The organism is Chryseobacterium sp. 22532, assembly GCF_052044665.1.
GTDB classification, from domain to species: domain Bacteria; phylum Bacteroidota; class Bacteroidia; order Flavobacteriales; family Weeksellaceae; genus Chryseobacterium; species Chryseobacterium lathyri.
Window position 1 is genome coordinate 109,532 of record NZ_JBQENJ010000005.1, and the last position, 22,557, is coordinate 132,088.

The 22,557-nt window shown below is 37.9% G+C and carries 15 protein-coding genes; 11 read left to right on the forward strand and 4 right to left on the reverse strand.

Annotated elements, in window-relative coordinates:
• Nucleotides 1-3: 3 nt before the first annotated feature.
• The 7 genes from ACTJIV_RS14640 (at nucleotide 4) to ACTJIV_RS14670 (ending at nucleotide 13,271) form a co-directional block, all read left to right on the forward strand.
• Nucleotides 4-771 (forward strand): succinate dehydrogenase/fumarate reductase iron-sulfur subunit, encoded by a 768-nt coding sequence (locus tag ACTJIV_RS14640; RefSeq protein ID WP_040997496.1) that lies wholly within the window; start codon nucleotides 4-6, stop codon nucleotides 769-771.
• A 315-nt stretch (nucleotides 772-1,086) separates the two neighbouring features.
• Entirely contained in the window at nucleotides 1,087-2,607 is a 1,521-nt protein-coding gene (locus ACTJIV_RS14645) for a TlpA family protein disulfide reductase (RefSeq protein ID WP_223560343.1), read from the forward strand.
• A 164-nt stretch (nucleotides 2,608-2,771) separates the two neighbouring features.
• A complete protein-coding gene (gene rlmD / locus ACTJIV_RS14650; protein WP_440628332.1) occupies nucleotides 2,772-4,178 on the forward strand; it encodes a 23S rRNA (uracil(1939)-C(5))-methyltransferase RlmD in 1,407 nt (468 codons plus the stop codon).
• Between the two features lie 79 nt (nucleotides 4,179-4,257).
• Nucleotides 4,258-4,734, forward strand: a complete 477-nt coding sequence (locus tag ACTJIV_RS14655) for a DUF6452 family protein (protein WP_223560342.1) — start codon at nucleotides 4,258-4,260, stop codon at nucleotides 4,732-4,734.
• The gene (locus ACTJIV_RS14660; RefSeq protein WP_440628335.1) at nucleotides 4,700-5,368 is read left to right on the forward strand and encodes a DUF6048 family protein; all 669 of its coding nucleotides are present in this window, start codon (nucleotides 4,700-4,702) and stop codon (nucleotides 5,366-5,368) included. Before ACTJIV_RS14655 ends, ACTJIV_RS14660 begins: the two co-directional genes overlap by 35 nt.
• Before the next feature lie 273 nt (nucleotides 5,369-5,641).
• Entirely contained in the window at nucleotides 5,642-8,587 is a 2,946-nt protein-coding gene (locus tag ACTJIV_RS14665; RefSeq protein WP_440628337.1) for a reprolysin-like metallopeptidase, read from the forward strand.
• A 355-nt stretch (nucleotides 8,588-8,942) separates the two neighbouring features.
• Nucleotides 8,943-13,271, forward strand: coding sequence for a GEVED domain-containing protein (locus ACTJIV_RS14670; protein WP_440628339.1), 4,329 nt, complete (start codon nucleotides 8,943-8,945; stop codon nucleotides 13,269-13,271).
• 119 nt (nucleotides 13,272-13,390) lie between these two features.
• Here ACTJIV_RS14670 and coaE read toward each other — a convergent pair whose 3' ends face one another.
• The 4 genes from coaE to ruvB are packed head-to-tail and all read right to left on the reverse strand — an operon-like array spanning nucleotide 13,391 to nucleotide 16,551.
• A complete protein-coding gene (gene coaE / locus ACTJIV_RS14675) occupies nucleotides 13,391-14,020 on the reverse strand; it encodes a dephospho-CoA kinase (protein WP_111955438.1) in 630 nt (209 codons plus the stop codon).
• Between the two features lie 9 nt (nucleotides 14,021-14,029).
• The gene (locus tag ACTJIV_RS14680) at nucleotides 14,030-14,896 is read right to left on the reverse strand and encodes an MBL fold metallo-hydrolase (protein ID WP_223560327.1); all 867 of its coding nucleotides are present in this window, start codon (nucleotides 14,894-14,896) and stop codon (nucleotides 14,030-14,032) included.
• Nucleotides 14,897-14,910: 14 nt separating this feature from the next.
• Entirely contained in the window at nucleotides 14,911-15,522 is a 612-nt protein-coding gene (locus tag ACTJIV_RS14685) for an FMN-binding negative transcriptional regulator (RefSeq protein ID WP_440628341.1), read from the reverse strand.
• Nucleotides 15,523-15,528: 6 nt separating this feature from the next.
• On the reverse strand, nucleotides 15,529-16,551 hold the full coding sequence (gene ruvB / locus ACTJIV_RS14690; RefSeq protein ID WP_111955432.1) for a Holliday junction branch migration DNA helicase RuvB: 1,023 nt from the start codon (nucleotides 16,549-16,551) through the stop codon (nucleotides 15,529-15,531).
• 226 nt (nucleotides 16,552-16,777) lie between these two features.
• Between ruvB and hutI the strand changes: the two genes are divergently transcribed.
• From hutI to hutG, 4 genes are all read left to right on the forward strand, one after another.
• Nucleotides 16,778-18,004, forward strand: coding sequence for an imidazolonepropionase (hutI, locus tag ACTJIV_RS14695; protein ID WP_440628343.1), 1,227 nt, complete (start codon nucleotides 16,778-16,780; stop codon nucleotides 18,002-18,004).
• 3 nt (nucleotides 18,005-18,007) lie between these two features.
• Entirely contained in the window at nucleotides 18,008-19,105 is a 1,098-nt protein-coding gene (locus ACTJIV_RS14700) for a DUF695 domain-containing protein (protein ID WP_440628345.1), read from the forward strand.
• Nucleotides 19,106-19,347: 242 nt separating this feature from the next.
• Complete coding sequence (locus ACTJIV_RS14705) at nucleotides 19,348-21,360, forward strand: BCCT family transporter (protein ID WP_440628347.1); 2,013 nt, start codon at nucleotides 19,348-19,350, stop codon at nucleotides 21,358-21,360.
• A gap of 137 nt (nucleotides 21,361-21,497) precedes the next feature.
• Nucleotides 21,498-22,421 carry a formimidoylglutamase gene (hutG, locus tag ACTJIV_RS14710; protein WP_440628349.1) on the forward strand — a complete coding sequence of 308 codons (924 nt, stop codon included), beginning with the start codon at nucleotides 21,498-21,500 and terminating at the stop codon, nucleotides 22,419-22,421.
• The last annotated feature ends 136 nt before the right edge of the window (nucleotides 22,422-22,557 follow it).

The window sequence follows — 22,557 nt, forward strand, 5'->3', positions numbered from 1 at the left end:
ATTATGAGTGCAAAAAAAGGCCTTCATCTTACCCTAAAAATTTGGAGACAAAAAAATAGCAAAACTAAAGGTCAGTTTGAGACCTACAAGATATCAGATGTTTCTACAGATTCTTCATTCTTGGAAATGCTGGACATTTTGAACGAAAATCTTATTAACGAAGGAAAAGAACCAATTGCTTTCGATCACGACTGTCGTGAAGGGATCTGCGGAATGTGTTCCCTTTATATCAACGGTAGAGCGCATGGTCCGGATACAGGGATCACGACTTGCCAGCTTCACATGAGAATGTTCAAAGACGGTGAAACCATCGTTATTGAGCCTTGGAGAAGTGCAGCTTTCCCGGTTATCAAAGATTTAATGGTGGACAGAAGCGCATTCGACAGAGTAATGGCTGCCGGAGGATTCATTTCTGTGAACACTTCAGGTAATACATTAGATGCCAATGCTATTCCGGTTCCTAAAGAAGATGCAGACAAAGCAATGGATGCTGCAGCATGTATCGGATGCGGTGCGTGTGTAGCTACTTGTAAAAACGGATCTGCAATGCTATTCGTTGGAGCTAAGGTTTCTCAGTTTGCTTTACTTCCTCAAGGTAGAGTGGAAGCCAAAAGAAGAGTTCTGAACATGGTGAAAGCTATGGATGAAGAAGGATTCGGAAACTGTTCGAATACTGGAGCTTGCGAAGTTGAATGTCCGAAAGGAATTTCTCTTGAAAACATCGCCAGAATGAACAGAGAATATATGGCTGCTATGGTAGATCAGGGATAAAACCTATTCAAATACATAAAAAATCGTCTCCATTATGGAGACGATTTTTTTATACCTGTAATTTAGCTGTTAAAATTTGTTAAGGTGTTGATCAGATAAGATATTCTTTAATTTAATAAGTCTATATTTGGTGAGCACTTGGATGTGTAAGAAAAGAATTGCATTTTTTGAGACTCTTTTCTGGTGAAGAAGTTTATAGAACGGATAGGCCTTAAAGTCCCTATTTTACAGGTTCTCATAAAATTTTCAAAAAAAATAAATAGTGTTAATTAACAAGCCGTAAAAAACGTATTTTTGCGTAATATTAAAATCGAAATGAAAAAATATCTTTTATTGTTTATCATCACAGCTTTTGTGATGTCTTGTTCAAAAAAAGTTGAAGTTAAAGGAAAAATAACCGGAAGTTCACCACTCGAAAGAATTGAATTTGTTGAAGCTTCTGGTGTGGCAACACTTCCACTTGTCAATATTGGTTTAGATAAAAATGGAAACTTTACAGGAAGCTTCGAAGCTCCTAAAGATGGGATGTACGTAATCAACTATGCAGGAAGACAAAACCTGATCTATCTTGAGGGCGGACAGAACCTGAATATTTCCGGAAATGCAATGACCTTTCCAAATGAGTTCGTCGTTACAGGAGATGCTAAGAAAAATAATGATTTCCTTCAGGCCAGCCAAAAGTTCTTGGGTGAGTATGGAAGCAAAATCAATATCCAGCAGTTAATGTCCGGAGACGAAAAAACATTCTTAAAAGGAGCTCAGAAAATTGAAGCCGACATCAATAAAAATGTAGAAGAGCTTGCTCAGAAAAATAATCCAAGCAAAGGAATCTTGGAATGGAAAAAGAATGATGTAAAAGTAACTATCCTTAACCTTCTTGCCAACTATGAAATGTCACAGCGCCAGATGTCAGGAAATCCATCATTTAAAGTATCAAAAGCATTCCAGGATTACGAAACAAAACTGGAAGGTAATAAAGATGTAATGGTGAAGACTATTCCATTATACAGACAGTATCTTCTTGTAAAAATGAGCCCTGACTTTCAGAAATATGCCGAAGCAAAAACCAAAGGAAAAACAGATATGATTACTTCTGAAGTATTTGCACAGTTCCTGAAAGACAGAAAAGAAGTTTCACAAACTGCTAAAGATTATCTATTGGCGTTCGTGGTAGCTCAGGATATTCATCCGGGTGCTCCTGCAAAAAATACTGAAAAGGTTAAAAAAATCATTGATACAGATATTACAGACGCAGGTATCAAGGCAGATTTAGTTAAAATGCAGTTGGCAATCAATGGACTTAAAGTAGGAGAGGCTGCTCCGGAAGCATCACTGGTAAAAGCAGACGGAAAATCTTACCAGCTTTCTGAAAATAAAGGAAAACCATACATGCTGTTCTTCTATGCATCTTGGAATCCTTACATCAGCGAAGCTACAGTTCCTGTATTGAAAGAAGTTGTAAATTTCTATAAATCTAAAATGAACTTTGTTTTTGTAAATGTAGATGATACCAAAGATCAGTTTGTAAAAACCAGCAGTTCATTGTTAAAAGGAATTCCGGGAGCAAATGTGTACGGAGAAAAAGGATTAGAATCAGATATTGCTAAAAAATATGGCGTTTACGGATTTAAACTGCCTTGCTTTGTGATCGTGGATAAAGACGGTAAAATTGCAAGCAGATCTTTTGTGAACCTTGGTGAACAGGAAGTAGTAACAATCCTGGATAAACTTACAGGTCTTTCTGCACCTAAAGTACAGCCTAATATTCAGATGCAGCCGGGAGCGATGGATCCTTCAGCACAGCCTGTAAATCCTCAGCCTGCCCCAACAAAATAATAAACTTTTATATAGATGGAAACCTTATCTTCGGATAAGGTTTTTTTTATTGTATTTTTGCGGAATCAAACCGGAAGATTGTTTTCGGTGTATTAGAAAATAGAAATAAAATTTAGGATGAGTCGGAGGGTTCGTCCGACCATAAAAGAAATTGAGTTTTAGGGATGAGAAAGAAGAAAGATATAATTCTTGAAAATATTAAACTGTTTGGTGCAGGTGCAAAAGGCGTGGCCATAGGGAAAACCGAAGAAGGAAAAACCGTACTGATTTCCGGAGCAGTTCCCGGAGATGTGGTTAATGCCAGAGTAAAAAAATCCAAATCCAAATACTATGAGGCAGAAACCATAGAAATAGTGGAAAAATCGCCATTCAGAGTAGATCCCAAATGTATTCATTTTGGAACATGTGGTGGATGCAAATGGCAGAACATGAGCTACGAAAAACAGCTCAATTTCAAACAGGAAGAGGTCTATAATAATATTAAAAGAATCGGTGGGATTGATGATTTTGAAACCGTTCCTATCTTAGGCGCCGAAGAACAGTATTTCTACAGAAATAAAATGGAGTTTTCCTTTTCCAATGCGAGATGGCTTACCCAATACGAAATAAGCTCTGAAGAGAATTTTGGGAGTAAAGACGCTTTGGGTTTCCATATTCCCGGAATGTGGAGCAAGATCCTGGACCTGAAAGAATGTTTCCTGCAGGAAGATCCCTCCAATGCTATACGTTTAGCTGTAAAAAACTATGGTGTAGACAATGGGTTGGATTTCTTTGATGTCAGAAATCAGGAAGGGTTTTTGAGAACTTTAATGATGAGACAGAACTCTAAAGGCGAATGGATGGTACTATTCCAGCTTTACAGAGAAGAAAAAGAAAACAGAGAAAAGCTTTTCCAGTTCTTGCTGGAGAAATTCCCACAGATCAAAACATTGGTTTACGCTATCAATCCGAAGCAGAATGATTCTATTTACGATCTGGATATCAATATTTATTTCGGAGAAGGCTTCCTGATGGAAGAAATGGATGGACTGAAGTTTAAAATTGGCCCAAAATCATTCTTTCAGACCAATTACAAACAGGCTTTGGAGCTTTACAGAAAAACATTGGAATTTGCTGATTTAAAAGGTGATGAAGTAGTATATGACCTTTATACAGGAACAGGAACTATTGCCCAGTATGTTGCCAAAAATGCAAAACAGGTTATAGGCATAGAATCTGTTCAGGAAGCCATTGATGCAGCTATTGAACATGCTGAATTAAACGGTCTTACCAACACAACATTCTATTGTGGAGATATGAAAAATGTCTTTAACGATGAATTCTTAGAAAATCATCCGAAAGCAGATGTCCTGATTACCGATCCGCCAAGAGACGGAATGCACCAGAAAGTGGTAGAGCAGATATTGAAGCTTGCTCCGGAAAAAGTAGTCTATGTAAGCTGTAATTCAGCAACACAGGCAAGAGACCTTGCCCTGATGAAAGAACATTATACGTTGGTGAAAATTCTGCCGGTAGATATGTTCCCGCAAACCCACCACGTGGAAAATATAGCATTGCTGATTAAAAAATAAATTTATTTAAATTTGAATTTCAAATCTTAATATGAAACGTAAGTTCCATCTGATCAAAATAAAAAATCAAAATATGCAGATGAAATATTTTAAATTTCTCGTCATGATCTGTTTCGTTGGAATGCTTTTTTCCTGTGGAGGAGATGACGATATCTGCGAAAGTGGTGAAGGGACACCCAGAATAAAAGTAGCATTCAAATCTCTGGCATCCGGAAAAGCAACTACTTTGGATTCATTATATGTAGCCGTAGATTACGGGGCTGGGAAAGTACAGCTGGGGAAAGCTGAGAAAATAGATTCAAGACTTATCCCCTTAAGAGTGGATGATTCACCTTATACAGATGTTTATTTCAGACTTGCAGATAAAGGAGCAGAATCTCACGTTCGCATTAATTATACAACGAAGAGTACATACGTTTCGCCAGGATGCGGGATTAAGAAAACGTACGATAATTTAAGCTCAGAATTAATACAATCAAATCCTGTACAACAGCTCGAAGCAGGACAAAACCAAATTGAGAATGAAGACAAGACTAATCTTTTCCTTCTTTTTTAGCATAATAGGAATAACCGGGTTCGCCCAGGAAAAAAAAGAAACCCAGGAAGCCAAAAAAGTTCAGGAGAAATACAAACCTAATTTTATGGTAGGTTTTGATGTTCTTAATACAGGTATTTCCTTTTTTTCGGATAGAATGCTTTACCAGGGCTTTATTTCAACAAAAGTGAAAGGAAATGTTCATGCCATTGCAGAAGCCGGTTTTGAGAAAAATGTATATCAAAAAAACGGTTACGATGCCAAGGCAAGCGGCCCCTTTGTAAAGCTTGGTGCTTTTTATATGCTGGCAAAAGATCTTGAAAATGAATTCAATGGTTTTTATGCAGGAGGTAAAATAGGAGGTGCGTTCTACAATCAGGAGTATATGGCTGTTCCGGTCCGTGGATTTGGGGGCAGCACTTCGTCTGTGGCATTTCCGTCTTCGTCACAAACCTCTGCCTGGGTAGAAGGAACTTTAGGAGGAAGGGTTCAGCTGTTTGAATCCAATTTTTATATAGATGTTAATCTTCAGCCAAGATATTTAGTATATACTTCCAAACAGGATGATATTACGCCGATGATTGTTCCCGGATTTGGTAAAAGCTCAGCTAAGTTCAATATGGGCTTTGCCTGGAATATTGCCTATAAATTTTAAAATATAACAGGTTTATTAATGTTTGTAAAGCCCTTGTATAAATGATAATTTTGAAAATATTGAATTTATATAAAAGTGGAGTAAATTAGTTATAATTCCTATAGAATCATAAAAAGTATTAGAAATATTTCTAGTGCTTTTTTTATTCTGTTTTTCTGTTTTTATACCTTATGTCTTAAATAAATTTTGAAAAAAAATAAAATAAATTAATTATTTTTTGGTTTATTTGTTAATGTATGGTTATTTTTGAGAAATTTAAAAATAATCTTTTTTATGAAAAAAATCATTACTGCTTTATTTTGTAGCTTGATAGGAGGGTCTGCTTTGGCACAGTGGACGCCCACTAGCTACGAGAGAGGAAAGGAAAAGTTCTCTCTGGTACGTAATTATTATAAGTTAGATCTTAATAAGATTAAGGAACAACTTAAAAGCGCTCAGGAGACAGGTCCAAATGCAAAACCTGTTGAAATTTCTTTACCAACACTGAATGGCAAAATTGAAAAATTTGCAGTATACAGCTCCCCGGTTGTTGTACAATCACTAGCTGATAAATATCAACTGGGATCTTATGTGGGAGTTGGAATTAATGATCCTTCTAAATACCTGAGATTCTCTTTATCAAACAATGACTTCCAGTCGATGATTATAAAAGACGGAAATTATGAGTTTATAGAGCCGCAAAATGCAGATAAAACTGTATATGGGGTTCATCCTAAGACAAAACCAACAGCAGGAAAGAGCTTTGTTTGTAGTACTGAAGAGGGCCCAGCTGCTGTAAATCAAATCAACCAGATGTATGAAAATGGTAAAACATTTACCAATCAGCCAACTGATTTCTCAAAAATGTCTGATAAGAAGTACAGAACTATGAGGCTGGTAATGTCAGTGACCGGTGAGTATACTGCTTTTCACGGAGGAACTGTTGCTGGTGCACTTACAGCTATTAATGCAACATTAACGAGAGTGAATGGTGTGTTTGAAAAAGATTTTGCACTACATCTGATTTTACAGGAATTTCCGAATGTAATTTATACTGATGCGGCTACGGACCCTTATTCGGCAGCATCAACTGGAGCCGGTGGGGCCTGGAATTTGGAATTACAGCAAACATTAACAGCAAACGTAGGAAATGCTGCCTATGATATCGGACACTTATTCGGAGCTTCCGGTGGTGGTGGTAATGCAGGTTGTATTGGTTGCGTTTGTGTAAACCCTGCAACAAATACTACTAAAGCTAAAGGTTCAGGATATACGTCACCTGCAGATGGTATTCCTCAAGGTGATAATTTCGATATTGATTATGTAGCTCACGAGATGGGTCATCAATTAGGAGCTAACCATACATTCTCTCATGCTCTTGAAGGGTCTGGGGTAAATGTTGAGCCAGGGTCAGGATCCACCATTATGGGATATGCAGGTATTACAGGGGCAAATACTGATGTTCAGCTACACTCTGATGCCTATTTCCATATTGCAAGTATCAAGCAGGTTCAGGCAAATCTGATCAGTAAAACTTGTGATATAGAAACATCTATTGCGAACAATGCACCGGTAATTGCTGCCCTACCTACATACAACATTCCTAAAGGAACTGCATTCGTATTAACAGCTTCAGCTACAGATGCAGAAAACAATCCTATGACTTATACATGGGAACAAGTTGATAATGCAACTACTACAATTAATAAAACTAATTTGGGAACTACCACTGCTGGGGCTTCATTCAGGTCTTTAGCACCAACAACAAACCCAACAAGATATTTCCCTAAATTATCTTCCGTATTAGCAGGAGTTTTAAATAACTCAAATAATGGATGGGAGTCGGTTTCTATGGTTCCTAGAAATAGTAAATATGCTGTAACGGTAAGAGATAATAATCCTGATCCTGCTCAACAGCAAACTCAGTTTGCTGAACAAACTATTGTTGTAGGTAATGACGGACCGTTTAAAATCAATACTCAATATGCCGCATCTAATGCAGTTACTACAGTTGAATGGGATGTAGCAAATACTACAGCTGCGCCGTACAGTGTAGCAAATGTGAAAATTGATTACACTACAGATCCTAATGGTGCAACGTGGACAACATTATTGGCTACTACTGCTAATGATGGCTCCGAAAGTATAACTTTCCCTTCTTCATTGAACGGACAGACAATTAAATTAAGAATCTCTTCTATCGGGAATGTATTCTATGCCATTAAATCTGTTTTGGTTACTACTTTTGCTGCATGTGACGGCTCTGCTCCAACTGGAGTCGCTGTTAGTAATGTGACGACAAGTAGTGCAAGTGTAAGCTGGGCTCCTATTACTGGAGCAACCTATATTGTCCGTTATAAAAAAGTATCAGAAGCTACTTGGCAACAAATTACTACGCCAAGCAGCAATATAACATTACCGAATCTTACTGATGGTACGGCTTATGAAGTTCAGGTAGCTGCTGTTTGTTCAGGAACTCCTGGAGCTTATTCTGCTTCTTCAAACTTTACAACACCTGGGCTTACTTATTGTACAGTATCTTCTGATGATGACTCTGACGATCATATTGCAAACGTTACCCTGGCAAACTTAAATAATACTTCTTCTGCTAGTTTATACACAGATTATTCTACCAATCCGGCATTACAGGTAAACTTAGTAGCAGGTACTCAATATACTCTGTCAGTTGGAAAAGGATGGTTAAGCGGAACCGGACCATATTCTGGGGCAACTTCAGCCTGGATTGACTTTAACAGAAATGGAAATTTTGAAGATTCAGAAAGAATTCTGACTTCTACAACCACTACTGCAAGTCCTGTTACGGCTACATTTACGGTGCCTGCAACCGCAGTTACAGGTTTAGGCCTTAGAATGCGTGTGGGAATGTTGTATACCACCACTGCTAATCAATATATTGGAAATGCTTGTGGCGCATATGGCACCTATGGAGAGTTTGAAGATTATAATGTTGTAGTTACAGCTGCTTTAGGAACAAAAGACATTGCTAATCCTCAGGACGGAATTCAATTATATCCTAACCCTGCAAGCGACATTCTGAATGTAACTAAAGTTTCAGATAAAGCGGCCTATAAAATTTACAATACTGCCGGTCAGCTGGTAGGAAATGGAAATATTAATGACGGAAAGATCAATGTTTCATCTCTTGTGAAAGGCGGATACATCATCACGATTGATGAAAAAGGAAAAGATCAGTTCAGATCCAAATTTATCAAGAAATAACAGTAATTAATAATAATATAAAATCCTCAGGCTCTCCTGAGGATTTTGTGTTTTAATGTATAGAATGTGTTATTATTGTGAAATTTTTACAAAAAAATATTTGAATGAATACATTAATAGTGAAAAAATTATTAGATTTGTGTAATTATTAAAATATGAGCGTATGAATTAAAAAACTATTTTTTTCAATACAGATTATCTGTAGAATGGATGTTCAAGAATCCATTTGAACACCAACAAATACGAAATACTATACTTATTACTATTGTTATTATAACTAAATTTAAAAAATATGAGTGGATTTTTACTCTGTAAAATGAGCAGGCCCTTTAGGGTGCTCATAACATTGCTTTGTATGGTCTTCGGACTGTTTTCACAGGCACAAACAATTACTATTGGTGCAGGAACAGCTACTCAGAGATATCCTTTGGGAGTTTACTATGGATATCAAAGAGATGCGTCACTTTATACTGCAGCAGAAATCAATCTGCCTGCTGGCGGAAGTGTAATGTCAGTGGCATGGAATGCAACAACAGCTACAAGTGCAGCTACTCCGGTAAAGGTTTATTTGAAATCTGTTCCAGCTGCAACAACTACTCTTACATCACAAGACTGGCCTACAGCAACCGCCGGAGCCAGCTTAGTGTATACCGGAACGATCAATAATATAACTACAGGATGGAATACAATCACCCTGCAAAGCCCTTTTTATTATAACGGGACAGAAAATCTAGTGGTGTTAGTCGAGGTAAGCTATGGTGGTACCGGGACAGGAAGTACAAGTGGAAGTGCTTTTACTTACTCTAATGCTGCATCGAGACATATGTATATCGAAGAAGATAATTCAGCTTCAGCAACAGCTACTGGAACAATTACCTCCAACAGACCCAATGTTCAGTTGACTTTTGGAGCTGCTCCTTCGTGTTTGCCTCCTTCCGGATTAACGTTAGGAACGGTAACACCAACGAGTGCGGCAATCAGCTGGACTGCTCCTTCATCTGTGCCTGCAGGAGGCTATGATGTATATTACAGTACATCTGCTACAGCACCAACATCTGCAACCGTACCTTCACAGACAGTTACTACAGGAACAAGTGTAACACTTTCTCCATTGACGGCCAATACTGCTTATTATGTTTGGGTAAGATCAAAATGCAGTGGAACGAATCAGAGTACATGGATAGGACCTGTGAATGTGTTTACAGGATATTGTACACCTACGGGAGGTTCCAGCTCAACTTCGTATTATCTGAAAACGATAACTACAACAGGAGGAATTACCAATTTAAATTATTCAGCTAATTCCTATACGGCATATGTTAATAATTCAGCCACAGTTTTTTCAGGGTTACCAACCAATACGATAACCATGAATTTGAACAGTGGAACCAGCACTTATAATTATTATGTTTGGGTTGACTGGAATAATAACATGAGTTTTAATGATCCGGGTGAAACCATTCTGGCAACTCCTGGTTATGTTACAAACGGAACAGCAACAATTGTCATCCCTGGAACACAGGCACCTGGTAATTACAGAGTAAGAACATCGACATCCTTTATTGGAGCCAATACTTCATGTGGACCTGCAGCATGGGGTAATTTTGTTGACTTTACATTAAATGTTATCGCTTTACAACCATGTACTACTTCGCCTCCAAGTAATATTGCAGTGTCCAATATTACACCGACTACAGCTCTTGTGAGCTGGATGCCTTCAATAGGTGCTACTTATGTACTGAGATATAAAGCTGTAACTGCACCAACGTGGAATACAGTAAGTATTACCACTCCTCTTGCGAGCAGTTATCCAATAAACAACCTTACGGAGCAAACGCAGTATGAAGTTCAGATTGCTACAATCTGTGGCGGAACACAAGGACCGTTCTCTACAAGCACTACCTTTACGACTCCTGCTATTTCTTATTGTAGTTCCAATTCTACAAGTACCACTATTGATGGTTATATCAGTAAAGTTGTTGTAACTCCGAATGCTGCAATACCAATGACCAGTACTTCAGATTTCAGTAATTATACAGATTATACTACAGATCCTGCAAGACTTATTACTTTAGTAAGAGGTTTAGGAGCTAATACTGTTACTATTGAAAAAACCTGGCCAGGAACACAATGGTCATTCGGAACAGGAGTATGGATTGACTTTAACAGAAACGGGGTTTTTGAAACTTTTGAACAGGTATTGAATTCACCAAGTAATACTACAACTCCTGTTACTGCAACTTTCAGCGTACCGAACGTTACTGGGGGAGTGTATACGGGAAATCTGAATACACGTATGCGTGTAGCATTAAGAGAAAGCGCTACAGCAGCTCCTTGTGGAACTTTCACTTGGGGGGAAGTAGAAGATTATGCAGTGAAACTTATTGATCAGCCTGCTTGTACTACTGCGCCGCCTACAAATATCACCGTTACAAACCTTACAGCTTCTACAGCTACGGTTTATTGGATGGGTGCTGCGAATGCTACTTACACCATTAGATGGAAGTTAGCTACTGCTGGAACATTTACAATCCCACCTGTGACTTTGGCACCGGGAGTAAATAATTATACTATTCCTGGGCTTGCTGAGCAGACTAAATACGATGTACAGGTTTCTACTACATGTGGAGGTTCTACAGGACCATATTCTACAACAGTACAGTTTACAACACCGCCGCTTTCATACTGTCCGATGACAGGTACAGGAACTAACGACCACATTTCAAATGTAACCGTTACATCTTCCAACCCTGGAGTTCCGGTGATGAGCAATACTACTGTACAGAATAACTATACAAGCTATACAACACCTGCAACATTAATCACTCTTGATGCAGGATCTGCAAATAATAAAATCTCTATAGCAAAGGGATGGACAGGTTCAACGAGTAATGATGCAGTATCTGTTTGGATAGACTACAACAGAAACGGAGTTTTTGAAACTTCAGAACAGATCTTAAATACAGCAGCGAATACTGCAACTCCTGTTACTGCAACCTTTGCTGTTCCGGGAGCAGCTTATACAGGTCCGCTTACAACCACAATGAGAGTCGTGCTTAAACGTACCAGTGCTCCAGTATTGTGTCAGAATGCAGTCAATGGAGAGGTTGAAGATTATGCGGTAAGAATCAGACCATGTAGTAATGGTATACCTAACCAGCCTGGAATTACAGCGACTCATAATTCTGCTACACTTACTTTCTCAGGAGTACCGAATACCGTTACTTATCTTGTAAGATATAGAACTCAGGGACCTCCTCCAGGAGCGTGGACAGAAGTATATGCTTCAACATTGCTAAATAATATTCCACTTGTATTGAACGGTTTAACTCCGGCTACAATCTATGAAGTGCAGGTAGCTGCTGTTTGTGGAGATGTTGCAGGTACATTTACACCGATCAAAACATTCGTAACAAGATGTGATCCTACGCCTCCGAATGTTACAGTAAGCAATATTACAACTAACTCCGCACTGATTACTTGGGCACCGCTTGCAGCGAGCTCTACGTATACATTGGAATGGAGAAAAGTAGGAGCTCCTACCTGGAATCAGGTTCCTAACATTGCTCCTCCTACCAATACTTATTTATTAGGAGGTTTAGATCCTTATACAAAATATGAAGTAAGAGTTGCAAATAAATGTGTTGGAGAAAATACTCTTAACCCGTACTCAAATCCGAAAGTATTTACTACGGAAAGAACATGTGAGCTTCCTCCTCCAGGATTAACTATAACTCAGCTTACTCCTACATCGGCTGAAGTTACATGGGAAGGTTTCCCTGGGGCAACTTATGTTCTGAGATATAGAAAAGTAGGTATTCCGAGCTGGACAAATGTTCCTTTAACAACGAATACTTATACTATAACAGGATTACTGGAAGAAACGAAATATGAAATGCAGGTTGTAAACATTTGTAGCGGTACGCCGGGTACATACACACCTCCATACTATTTCACAACACCTACAGTGACGTACTGCCAGATGAGTTCTCAAAATGCTGTTAATGAACATATTTCCAAAGTTACGGTAGTTCCAAATGGAAGACCTAAAATGGAAAATGCTTCAGGACCTTCTAGCTATACAAATTATACAGGAGTACCTGATACATTCATAGAAATGGTTCAGGGATCTACAGGAAATCAGATCACGATTGAGAAAAAATGGAACGGAACAAACCATGATGAAGGAATCGCAGTATGGATAGATTTCAACAGAAACGGATACTTTGATCTTGATGAGAGAGTATTTACATCACCTCCGAACACTACAAGTCCTGTTACAGGAACATTCAACGTGCCTGTAGATGCTTATATAAGCATGACGAATTATAAGTATGTAGTAATGAGAGTGGCAATGATGAGAGACGGAATTCCTGTAAACTGTACTAATTTTGCAAATGGTGAGGTAGAGGATTACTCAGTAAGAATCTCTAAACCGGGAGTGCCAAACTCTCTTAACCAGACCGAGATCATGATTTACCCTAACCCGGTAAGCTCAGTATTGTATGTGAAGAATATCAGCAAAAAAGCTAAATATAAGATCTACAATTCTGCAGGACAGGTTATCGCTGACGGTATTCTGCTTAACAACCAGATCAACGTTGGTAAATTGATCAATGGTATTTATGTAATAGATATCGATGACAATGGCGTAACGGTTCAAAAGAAATTTATTAAAGAATAATATTTAAATTTCAAATACAAATAAGCCCTCAAAAATGAGGGCTTATTTATTGTTGAAGATTTTTTGTTTAGAAAATCTACATTAAAAAACCTCGTTAGAATTTTCTAACGAGGTTTTTTTTATTCAATAGCAAAGATGATCTGTTCGGTCTGTTCCTTAAGATCTTCTAGGTTGGTATTATTATAGATAATGCAGTCTGCAAGTTTTATCTTATCCTTTTCAGGCATTTGCTTTTCCATGACAGATTCTACTTCTCGGTAGGTTTTTCCATCCCTGTCCATTACTCTTTTGGCTCTGATATTATCTTCAGCAGTAACCAGAAGAGATTTATAACATTGTCGGTTCAGCTTTAATTCGAATAATAAGGCCGTCTCTTTAAAGACCAAATACTTTGTCTGTTTTTTAAGCCATTCTTCAAAATCAATACGTACCGCAGGATGAATAATCTCATTTAACTCGTGAAGCAGTTCCTTATTACTGAAAACCTTTTCTGCAACAAATTTTCTGTCATACAGTCCGTTCGCATCATAAGCTTCATTGCCTAGTAAATCTATTATTTTTACCTTTAAATCCTCACTTTCATTCACAATGGCTTTCGCCCTGTCATCGGAATAATAAACAGGAAATCCAAAGTCTTCTATAAAATGAGCTACAGTAGTCTTTCCTGAACCTATACCACCGGTAAGTCCGATCACCTTGGGTGCCGGTTCCGGTTCTGCTTTCTGTGTTTCTGAATGTAAATCTTCCATAATCAAAAATTAATATCCAAAAACATCATTAAAACTGTGAATCTCGTCTAATCTTACCCCTTTTTCAGTCATTTTAAGACTTGCCAGTTCATTGTGGGCATCATGTTCAAAGAACAGAAGATATTCATTGTCTACACACTGTTTCAGGAATTTTCCTTTCTCTTCCAATGTCAGAAGAGGTCTTGTATCATATCCCATTACATAAACCTGGTTAATATGTCCTGCAGTAGGAATAAGATCCGCAGCAAAAACAATCGTCTTTTCCTGATATTGAATCACCGGAAGCATCTGTTTTTCCGTATGCCCGTCTACAAATATCACATCCATTTTCAAGTCTGGAGCAAAACCGTAATTTCCCGTAGTAGGAAGAGGCAAAAAGTTAAGCTGTCCGCTTTCCTGCATTGGAAGGATATTCTCTTTCAGAAAGCTGGCTTTTTCTCTTGCATTAGGTTCTGTAGCCCATTGCCAGTGGTTTTCGTTCGTCCAGAACTGAGCGTTTTTAAAAGCAGGTCTGTATCCCGTTCGGTCATCATTCCATTCAATAGCACCTCCGCAATGATCAAAGTGAAGGTGAGTAAGGAATACATCCGTAATATCCTCTTTTACAAAACCGAATTTCTTTAAATTCTTATCAAGATTATCATCTCCCCAAAGCGAATAATGCCCGAAGAATTTATCATCTTGTTTATTGCCAAGACCGCAGTCTACAAGAATCAGTTTCTTGCCGTCTTCTATAAGCAGGGAACGCGTTCCCAGTTCAATCAGGTTTCTTTCGTCTGCAGGATTGGTTTTTTCCCACAGACTCTTTGGGACGACTCCAAACATGGCACCGCCGTCCAGTTTAAATTTTCCACATTGTATTGGATATAGCTTCATATATATTTTGATTATTATTTCTTTATTAATTTCATTTTCTCAGCAATTTTTCTTCCATTCTCATCCGAATTTTCAAGCTCAGAGATAATGTTCTGATAATCATGATCTTTTCTGTTCTGAGAAAGCTTTTGCTTGATGAATATTTCTGTTGGGATTATTTTCAGCCCGAAAGCACCTTTCATTTCTTTTTCCACAAATTCCCTTCCCATATCTTTTACCATGACAGGACACTTCTGGAAACTTTCATATTTTGAAGTTAATTTATCAAGATGCTGATAAAGTTCGTCATGATTCATAAGCTGTACTTTCCCATACACCTGAACAGCTTCATAATTCCAGGTCGAAACATTAATATGATCATACCAGCTGCTCGAAATATAAGTATGGGCTCCCAGAAAATCGCAAAGGACTTCATCCCCGTCCTTTAATGTTTTTGCCTGAGGATTGGCTCTGGAAATATGAGTTTCCACATAGACATTCTCAGGATCATTATCATTAAGCATCATCATAGAATGCGTAGCTCTTATTTTTTCAACGGAGGAAATAAGCAGGGCAAATGCATTGTCTCTGATGATTTCTTTCATCAGATCAAGATCTTCACTTCTGTATAATTTTGGAATAAACATAGACTGTTAAAATAATTCTCCCGGATTTTTTGGACGGGATATTTTTAAATGCTGGTAAGCTTTGTCGGTAACTTCTCTTCCCCTGGGTGTTCTGATGATAAATCCTTCCTGAATCAGAAAAGGCTCATACACCTCTTCCAGGGTCTCAGGATTTTCAGCAATTGAGGTAGCAAGGGCGGAAATCCCTACCGGTTTTCCTTTGAAGTTTTCAATCATGACCCGCATGATCTTATTATCCATTTCATCCAGGCCAAACTCATCAACATTAAGAGAATTCAATGCATACTTTGTGATATTGATCTCAATTTCTCCGTTTCCTTTGATCTCTGCAAAATCACGTACTCTTCTTAGCAAAGCATTGGCAATCCTTGGTGTTCCGCGGCTTCTTCTGGCAATTTCTATCGCTGCATCTTCATAAATCTTACTTCCCAAAACCCTTGAGCTTCGCTGAATGATCATCGATAAAAGCTCAACCGAATAATATTCAAGCCTGCTTTGAATCCCGAACCTTGCCAGCATTGGCTTTGTAAGCATTCCGCTTCTTGTGGTTGCTCCTACCAGCGTGAAAGGATTCAGACTGATCTGGACACTTCTCGCATTAGGACCGCTTTCCAGCATAATATCTATCTTATAATCCTCCATGGCAGAATACAGATATTCTTCCACAACAGGCGACAGCCGGTGGATCTCATCAATAAAAAGAACATCGTTTTCTTCCAGATTCGTCAGCAGGCCGGCTAAACTTCCCGGCTTATCCAAAACAGGACCAGAAGTAATCTTACAGTTAACACCAAGCTCATTGGCAATAATATTGGCTAAAGTTGTTTTACCCAGACCCGGCGGACCATGCAGAAGAACATGATCAAGAGCACCACCACGTCTTTTGGCAGCACTGACAAAAACTTCCAGGTTTTCCAAAGTTTTTCTCTGTCCGGCAAAATCCTTAAAACTCTGCGGACGGATCTGCTCCTCCTGCATAAGTTCTTCATGTGAGTAGTTTTCCTTATCTGGATGTAAAAAGTCTGGCATTAATTCATTTCATTTACTTCAAAGATAGGAAATTTAGACTAAGGTTGAGGTTTAGATTGAGAAAATTCAGGGATTCAAAAAGGAGAGTTGTAAGGCTGAGGTAAAGGCAAAGATAACTACAATAGCTGAGGTTAAAGCCAATTTGAATTTAGTATATTGAGATATTTTAAGTATTTTTGAGAAGAAAATTTAATTGCAAACAAGCTGTAGCTTTAATCTTAAACAAATGAAATTAATAGGACCTTTCAAGCAGATCATTACGTTGGCAGATCTTCCGTTAAGAGGAAAAATATCTGATGAGCAAATTGATATTATTACAGACGGAGGAATTTTGGTTGATAATGGCTTGATTAAGAAAGTTGGGAACTTTAAGATGCTAAAGACTGAAAATCCGGATACAGAAACGGAATCTATTGAAGGAGAGCAGATTGCTCTTCCCGGATTTGTAGATTCCCATACCCACATCTGTTTCGGTGGAAACCGCGCCAATGACTTTGCCATGCGTAATGCAGGAAAAACCTATCTTGAAATAGCAGAAAGCGGCGGGGGAATCTGGAGTTCCGTACAGCACACGAGAAATGCTTCAGAAGAAGAATTATTAAAAACATTGATAGAAAGGATCAGTTTTTTAGTTTCATTAGGAATTACGACCCTTGAAATAAAAAGTGGCTATGGATTAGATGTGGAAAATGAACTGAAAATGCTCAGAATCATTAAAAAAGCACAGGGACAGACAAAAGCCAGACTGGTTCCTACATGTCTTTCTGCTCATTTGAAGCCCAGAGATTTTGACGGAACCAATCAGGAATATTTAGAATATATTCTTACAGAGATTTTGCCAAAAGTAAAAGAAGAAGAACTAGCACAGCGTGTAGATATATTTATAGAAAAATCCGCATTTCAGCCTGAAGAAAGTAAAGATTTCCTTCTTAAAACTAAAAATTTAGGTTTTGATATAACGGTTCATGCAGACCAGTTTACACCAGGAAGTTCAAGGATCGCAGTGGAAGTAGGAGCAAAATCTGCAGATCACCTGGAAGCCACCATTGACGAAGATATTGAGTTTTTAGCACAGTCGAATACTGTTGCTACTGCATTGCCGGGAGCAAGCTTAGGATTAGGTGAAAAATTTACTCCGGCCAGAAAATTACTGGATGCCGGAGCTATTGTAGCCATTGCCAGCGACTGGAATCCGGGATCTGCACCGATGGGAAACTTAATTACCCAAGCTTCTATTTTGGCTACATTTGAAAAATTAACAACTGCTGAAGTGTTAGCGGGAATAACATTCCGTGCTGCTTATGCATTAGGTCTTGAAGATATAGGAAAACTGGAAACGGGTAAAAAAGCAGATTTTGTAACGTTTAAAACCGATAATTTTCAGAACGTTCTTTACAATCAGGGAAGCCTGAATGCAGAACATGTGTATATCAGCGGAACTCAAATTCAATAGAAAATGGGTATTTTTGATAAGATCTTAGGCAAAAAACAGCCGGAGAAAGAAACCAAAACCTATAAGGACTTTTGGGACTGGTTTTTAATAAAAGAGAAAACTTTTTTTGAAGTTGTAAAAGGCAGAGAACATATTGAAGAACAGTTTTTTGATATTATATCTCCTGAAATTACTAAGATAAATGACGGTTACTATTTCCTCTCAGGAATGTGTGATGAAGATACGGCCGAACTTATCATTACGGTAGAAGGTGATGTAAAAAAAATAATTTTTGCAGAAGAACTTATTGCCGCTGCTCCTAAGATTGATCACTGGAAATTTACAGCCCTCAAACCCGAAACGAATATTGAAAATATTGGATTGAGAATGGGGGACTTAGAATTTACAAAAAACAATATCTATTTTTACTCCAATGAAATACAAGGTTATCCGGATGAGATTGATCTGGCGTTTGTTTATGAAAACTTAAACGAAGAAAACAGAGAATCGGCCACGACGGGAATCTGTATTTTTCTGGATAATTTCCTGGGCGAGTTGAATTTTGCCACCCAAATTGATACTTTCAGCATTATAGGTAAAAGTGAAGCGGAGCAGGAACTTATTCCCATAGAAAAACTAAAAGAATTTCTTCTGTGGAGAGAAAGAGAATTTACAGAAAAGTATAAAGACCGGCAGGTTTTGGAAAGTGAAGATCAGTTTTCTCTTCTTGAAGCCACTCTGGAAAACGGAATGCCGCTTATGGCCACAGTCAATGCTTCTCTGTTAAAATATGATGCAAAAGCCTCTTATCCGTGGATTTCTGCCCTGAAAATTTCTTACGATGGAAAGAACAATAATGGTTTTCCGGAAGAAACGGATTACAATACAATGAATGTCATTGAAGACTATGCAATAGAACTTCTTGGCCAAAAAGATGGTCATTTGTATATCGGCAGGGAAACCGCAGACAATTCCAAAAGCATTTACTTTGCAAGCAAGGACTTCAGGCAGCCTTCTAAAGTTTTTGATCGGATCATAAAAGACAATCCTCAGTATAAAATTTCACTTGAAATTTATAAAGATAAGTACTGGCAGAGCTTTGAACACTACAATGTAAATTAAAGAAAATACATTTTTTTTACAAGGCAAATTAGGCGGAATACAGCCTCAGACTTTTATTTTTTATTTAAGTTTTCTTATATTGTGACCCCATTACTGTTGATTCATTGTATAAAACAGTAATTTTCTATAGTTCTTAAGTACACTCCTTGATAAGGAAAATAACGCAGTCATATTATTCTTTGAGTACTTCTGCCAGGGCTATGCCAGGTGTCTGTCAATATTAATACGAAAAAATAAACTTGATGAAATTTGAAAATCTAAAGTCTACTTTCAACAAAGGTGTTACTATTCCAAGTCTCATTTTTATTATCGGAACATGTTTTCTTTCGGCTCTTTATCCTAAGCCGACGGAAAATATTTTAAACGAGATTAAACAATTTATATTTATTAATCTGAACTGGGTGTATGTATGGGCGGTCACTCTGTTTGTGATTTTTTTAGTTTACCTGCTGTTCAGTAAATATGCGAATATAAAGCTGGGAGCTAACGATAGCAAACCTGAATACTCCTTTTTCTCATGGATCTCAATGCTGTTTGCAGCAGGAATGGGAATCGGGCTGATTTATTTTAGTGTGGCAGAACCTATGCAGCATTATTCTTCCGAAGTTTTTGCCGATAATCATTACGTTAGCAGAGCCAAGCAGGCACAATTGTATACCTTTTTTCACTGGGGAGTTCATGCCTGGGCTATTTACGGAGTGGTAGGACTTTCTTTATCGTACTTTGCTTACCGGTACAGGCTGCCGCTTTCATTACGAAGCTGTTTTTATCCATTGCTGAAAGATAAGATTAATGGTAAATGGGGGAATGCAATTGATGTATTTGCATTATGCTGTACTTTCTTCGGATTGACCACTACTTTAGGATTTGGGGTGGTACAGATCAGTTCAGGATTAAATATACTTCATATCACCGCGGAAAACAGTTTTACCAATCAGGTGATTATTGTGATCAGCCTTATTGCTCTTTCTGTATTTTCAGCGATTAGCGGAGTGGATAAAGGGGTAAAGATTTTAAGCAATATCAATGTAATGGGCGTCATCGTACTCTTACTTTTTGTACTGATATTGGGCCCGACGGTCTATCTGATAGGAAGCTTTACAGATGGATTGGGAAACTATATCAATAATTTTTTCAATCTTACTTTCAATACCCATGTCTACGAAAAAAATGCATTGTCATGGTTCTATGACTGGACTATTTTATACTGGGCGTGGTGGATTTCATGGTCGCCTTATGTAGGATTATTTATCGCCCGGATTTCCAAGGGAAGAACCATCAGAGAATTTACTCTGGCAGTTCTAGTACTTCCTACATTATTCAATTTTATCTGGATGTCCGTGTTTGGAAACAGTGCTATCTGGTTTGATTTAAATATTGCAAATGGAAAATTGAGTCAACTGGCGTCCGATCCTGATGCATTGATGTTCCGGTTTTTAGAATATATGCCCTTATCAACACTGACCGGGTTTTTCGTTATTGCCATCATTATTATTTTCTTTGTGACCTCCGCTGATTCGGGAATATTTGTGATGAACAGTATCGCTACCAAAAATGCTAAAAAATCTCCCAAATGGCAGATTGTATTCTGGGGTATTTTGCTCGCTGTGCTTTCCCTTTTGCTATTAAACGCCGGGGGATTAAAAGCGCTTCAAAGTATGACTTTAATTACAGCATTACCCTTTTCAGTCATCATACTTTTATTTATAGTAAGCTTGATGAAGGGACTTATCATTGATCAGAAATATTATGATACCAATTTTTCTGCTTCAACCGTTCCCTGGTCAGGCGAGTTTTGGAAAGAGCGTTTAAAAAATATTGTTTCCTTTAAAGATAACTCTTCGGTAGATCATTTTATTCAGATCAAAACAAAAGAAGCCTTTACAGATCTACAGCAGGAATTTGCAGCGAACGGAATTGAAGCCAAAATAAATCATTATGAAAATCCTGCCAGAATAGAAATAGAGATTCACCAGGGAATCGTCAATAATTTTATTTATGGAATTGAAAATAGAGTGAAAACTGTTTCGGAATACATGATCAATGAAGAAAACCTTCCCGATCTCGAAGACAAGAAAACCCATTATCCGAGATCCTATTTCGGAGACGGAAGAGAAGGATATGATGTGCAATACTTTACAAAGAATGAACTGATTTCTGATGTACTCAAGCATTATGAACGATTCCTGGAAATTGTTTCAGAAGAACGAAATGAAATGTTCATAAGCAGTAACGCCAATCAGAAAAAAAAATAATTTAAGATCAGCATATTACAGGAATGACGGAAGTCATGGAGCATTTTTGAAATTGAACACAGGAGCGTTTTAATATCTAAACAATATTATTTAGATTTACTGGATAAAACGCAGTAATTAAAATTTAATTTAGATCTATGTTTCAGGACACTTGGCAAGGCAGATTAGACGGAGAAGAACCTCTTTTCCACAGAATATTTCAAAGGGTTAAGGAAGAACATAATTACGACAATATTAAAGCAGATGATTTTGTTCTGCATGGCTTTGCCGTAGATGAAGGAGTCAGAAGAAATAAAGGACGGCAGGGTGCCAAAGATGCTCCTGATGTAATCCGAAAAAATATGTCTAATTTCCCTGTGATCCGTCCGGATTTCTCCCTTCTTGATTTTGGAAATATAACCTGTGAAGACGGCGATCTTGAAAGTGCCCAGAACAGCCTTGCGAAAAATGTTTCAAAAGTTTTGCTGAAAGGAGGAAAGTCACTTGTTTTAGGAGGAGGCCATGAAGTAACCTATGCGCATTATTTAGGCGTGAAAACGGCTTTTCCGGAACAGAAAATTGGGATCATCAATATAGACGCCCATTTTGACAACAGGCAGCCGGAAAAAGGAGTAGGGGCAAGCTCCGGAACAGGGTTCTGGCAAATTGCACAGGAAGGGCAGATCAACTCACTTCATATCGGAATCCAGAGAAACTCAAATACTCTGAAGCTTTTTGATACAGCCCATCAGTACGGGATGAAATATATCCTTGCTGATGAACTCTTTTTTGAAAATCTTCCTTCCATCTACCAGCGTATCGATGAGCTGATGGAAACTGTAGATTTTGCTTATCTTACCATCTGCATGGACGTTTTCAATGCATCCATCGCCCCCGGAGTTTCCGCTTCCGCCTATAATGGGATCTTTGCAGATACCCCTTTTATGCATTTTTACAGACATATTTTAAAAAGTAAAAAACTGATAGCACTTGATGTTGCAGAAGTCAATCCTTCCCTTGATATTCAGGACAGAACAGCCAGGCTGGCCGCATGTCTTGTGAATGAATGGTTTATGGTCTGAGAATAAATTATATTATTTCTATAGAGAAAAATCATTACTTTATTTAGCCTTAAGGAATAGAATTTGTTACTTTCACACTGCTTTTAGAATAAAGGCATTAATAAATTCATTTTGTGAATTTAAAACAGAAATTATA

Excerpts from the sequence above, each read along its gene's own strand:
- ACTJIV_RS14640 (WP_040997496.1), top strand. The coding sequence starts at position 4 with ATGAGTGCAAAAAAAGGCCTTCATCTTACCCTAAAAATTTGGAGACAA.
- ACTJIV_RS14645 (WP_223560343.1), top strand. The coding sequence starts at position 1,087 with ATGAAAAAATATCTTTTATTGTTTATCATCACAGCTTTTGTGATGTCT.
- rlmD (WP_440628332.1), top strand. The coding sequence starts at position 2,772 with ATGAGAAAGAAGAAAGATATAATTCTTGAAAATATTAAACTGTTTGGT.
- ACTJIV_RS14655 (WP_223560342.1), top strand. The coding sequence starts at position 4,258 with ATGAAATATTTTAAATTTCTCGTCATGATCTGTTTCGTTGGAATGCTT.
- ACTJIV_RS14660 (WP_440628335.1), top strand. The coding sequence starts at position 4,700 with ATGAAGACAAGACTAATCTTTTCCTTCTTTTTTAGCATAATAGGAATA.
- ACTJIV_RS14665 (WP_440628337.1), top strand. The coding sequence starts at position 5,642 with ATGAAAAAAATCATTACTGCTTTATTTTGTAGCTTGATAGGAGGGTCT.
- ACTJIV_RS14670 (WP_440628339.1), top strand. The coding sequence starts at position 8,943 with ATGGTCTTCGGACTGTTTTCACAGGCACAAACAATTACTATTGGTGCA.
- coaE (WP_111955438.1), bottom strand. The coding sequence starts at position 14,020 with ATGGAAGATTTACATTCAGAAACACAGAAAGCAGAACCGGAACCGGCA.
- ACTJIV_RS14680 (WP_223560327.1), bottom strand. The coding sequence starts at position 14,896 with ATGAAGCTATATCCAATACAATGTGGAAAATTTAAACTGGACGGCGGT.
- ACTJIV_RS14685 (WP_440628341.1), bottom strand. The coding sequence starts at position 15,522 with ATGTTTATTCCAAAATTATACAGAAGTGAAGATCTTGATCTGATGAAA.
- ruvB (WP_111955432.1), bottom strand. The coding sequence starts at position 16,551 with ATGCCAGACTTTTTACATCCAGATAAGGAAAACTACTCACATGAAGAA.
- hutI (WP_440628343.1), top strand. The coding sequence starts at position 16,778 with ATGAAATTAATAGGACCTTTCAAGCAGATCATTACGTTGGCAGATCTT.
- ACTJIV_RS14700 (WP_440628345.1), top strand. The coding sequence starts at position 18,008 with ATGGGTATTTTTGATAAGATCTTAGGCAAAAAACAGCCGGAGAAAGAA.
- ACTJIV_RS14705 (WP_440628347.1), top strand. The coding sequence starts at position 19,348 with ATGAAATTTGAAAATCTAAAGTCTACTTTCAACAAAGGTGTTACTATT.
- hutG (WP_440628349.1), top strand. The coding sequence starts at position 21,498 with ATGTTTCAGGACACTTGGCAAGGCAGATTAGACGGAGAAGAACCTCTT.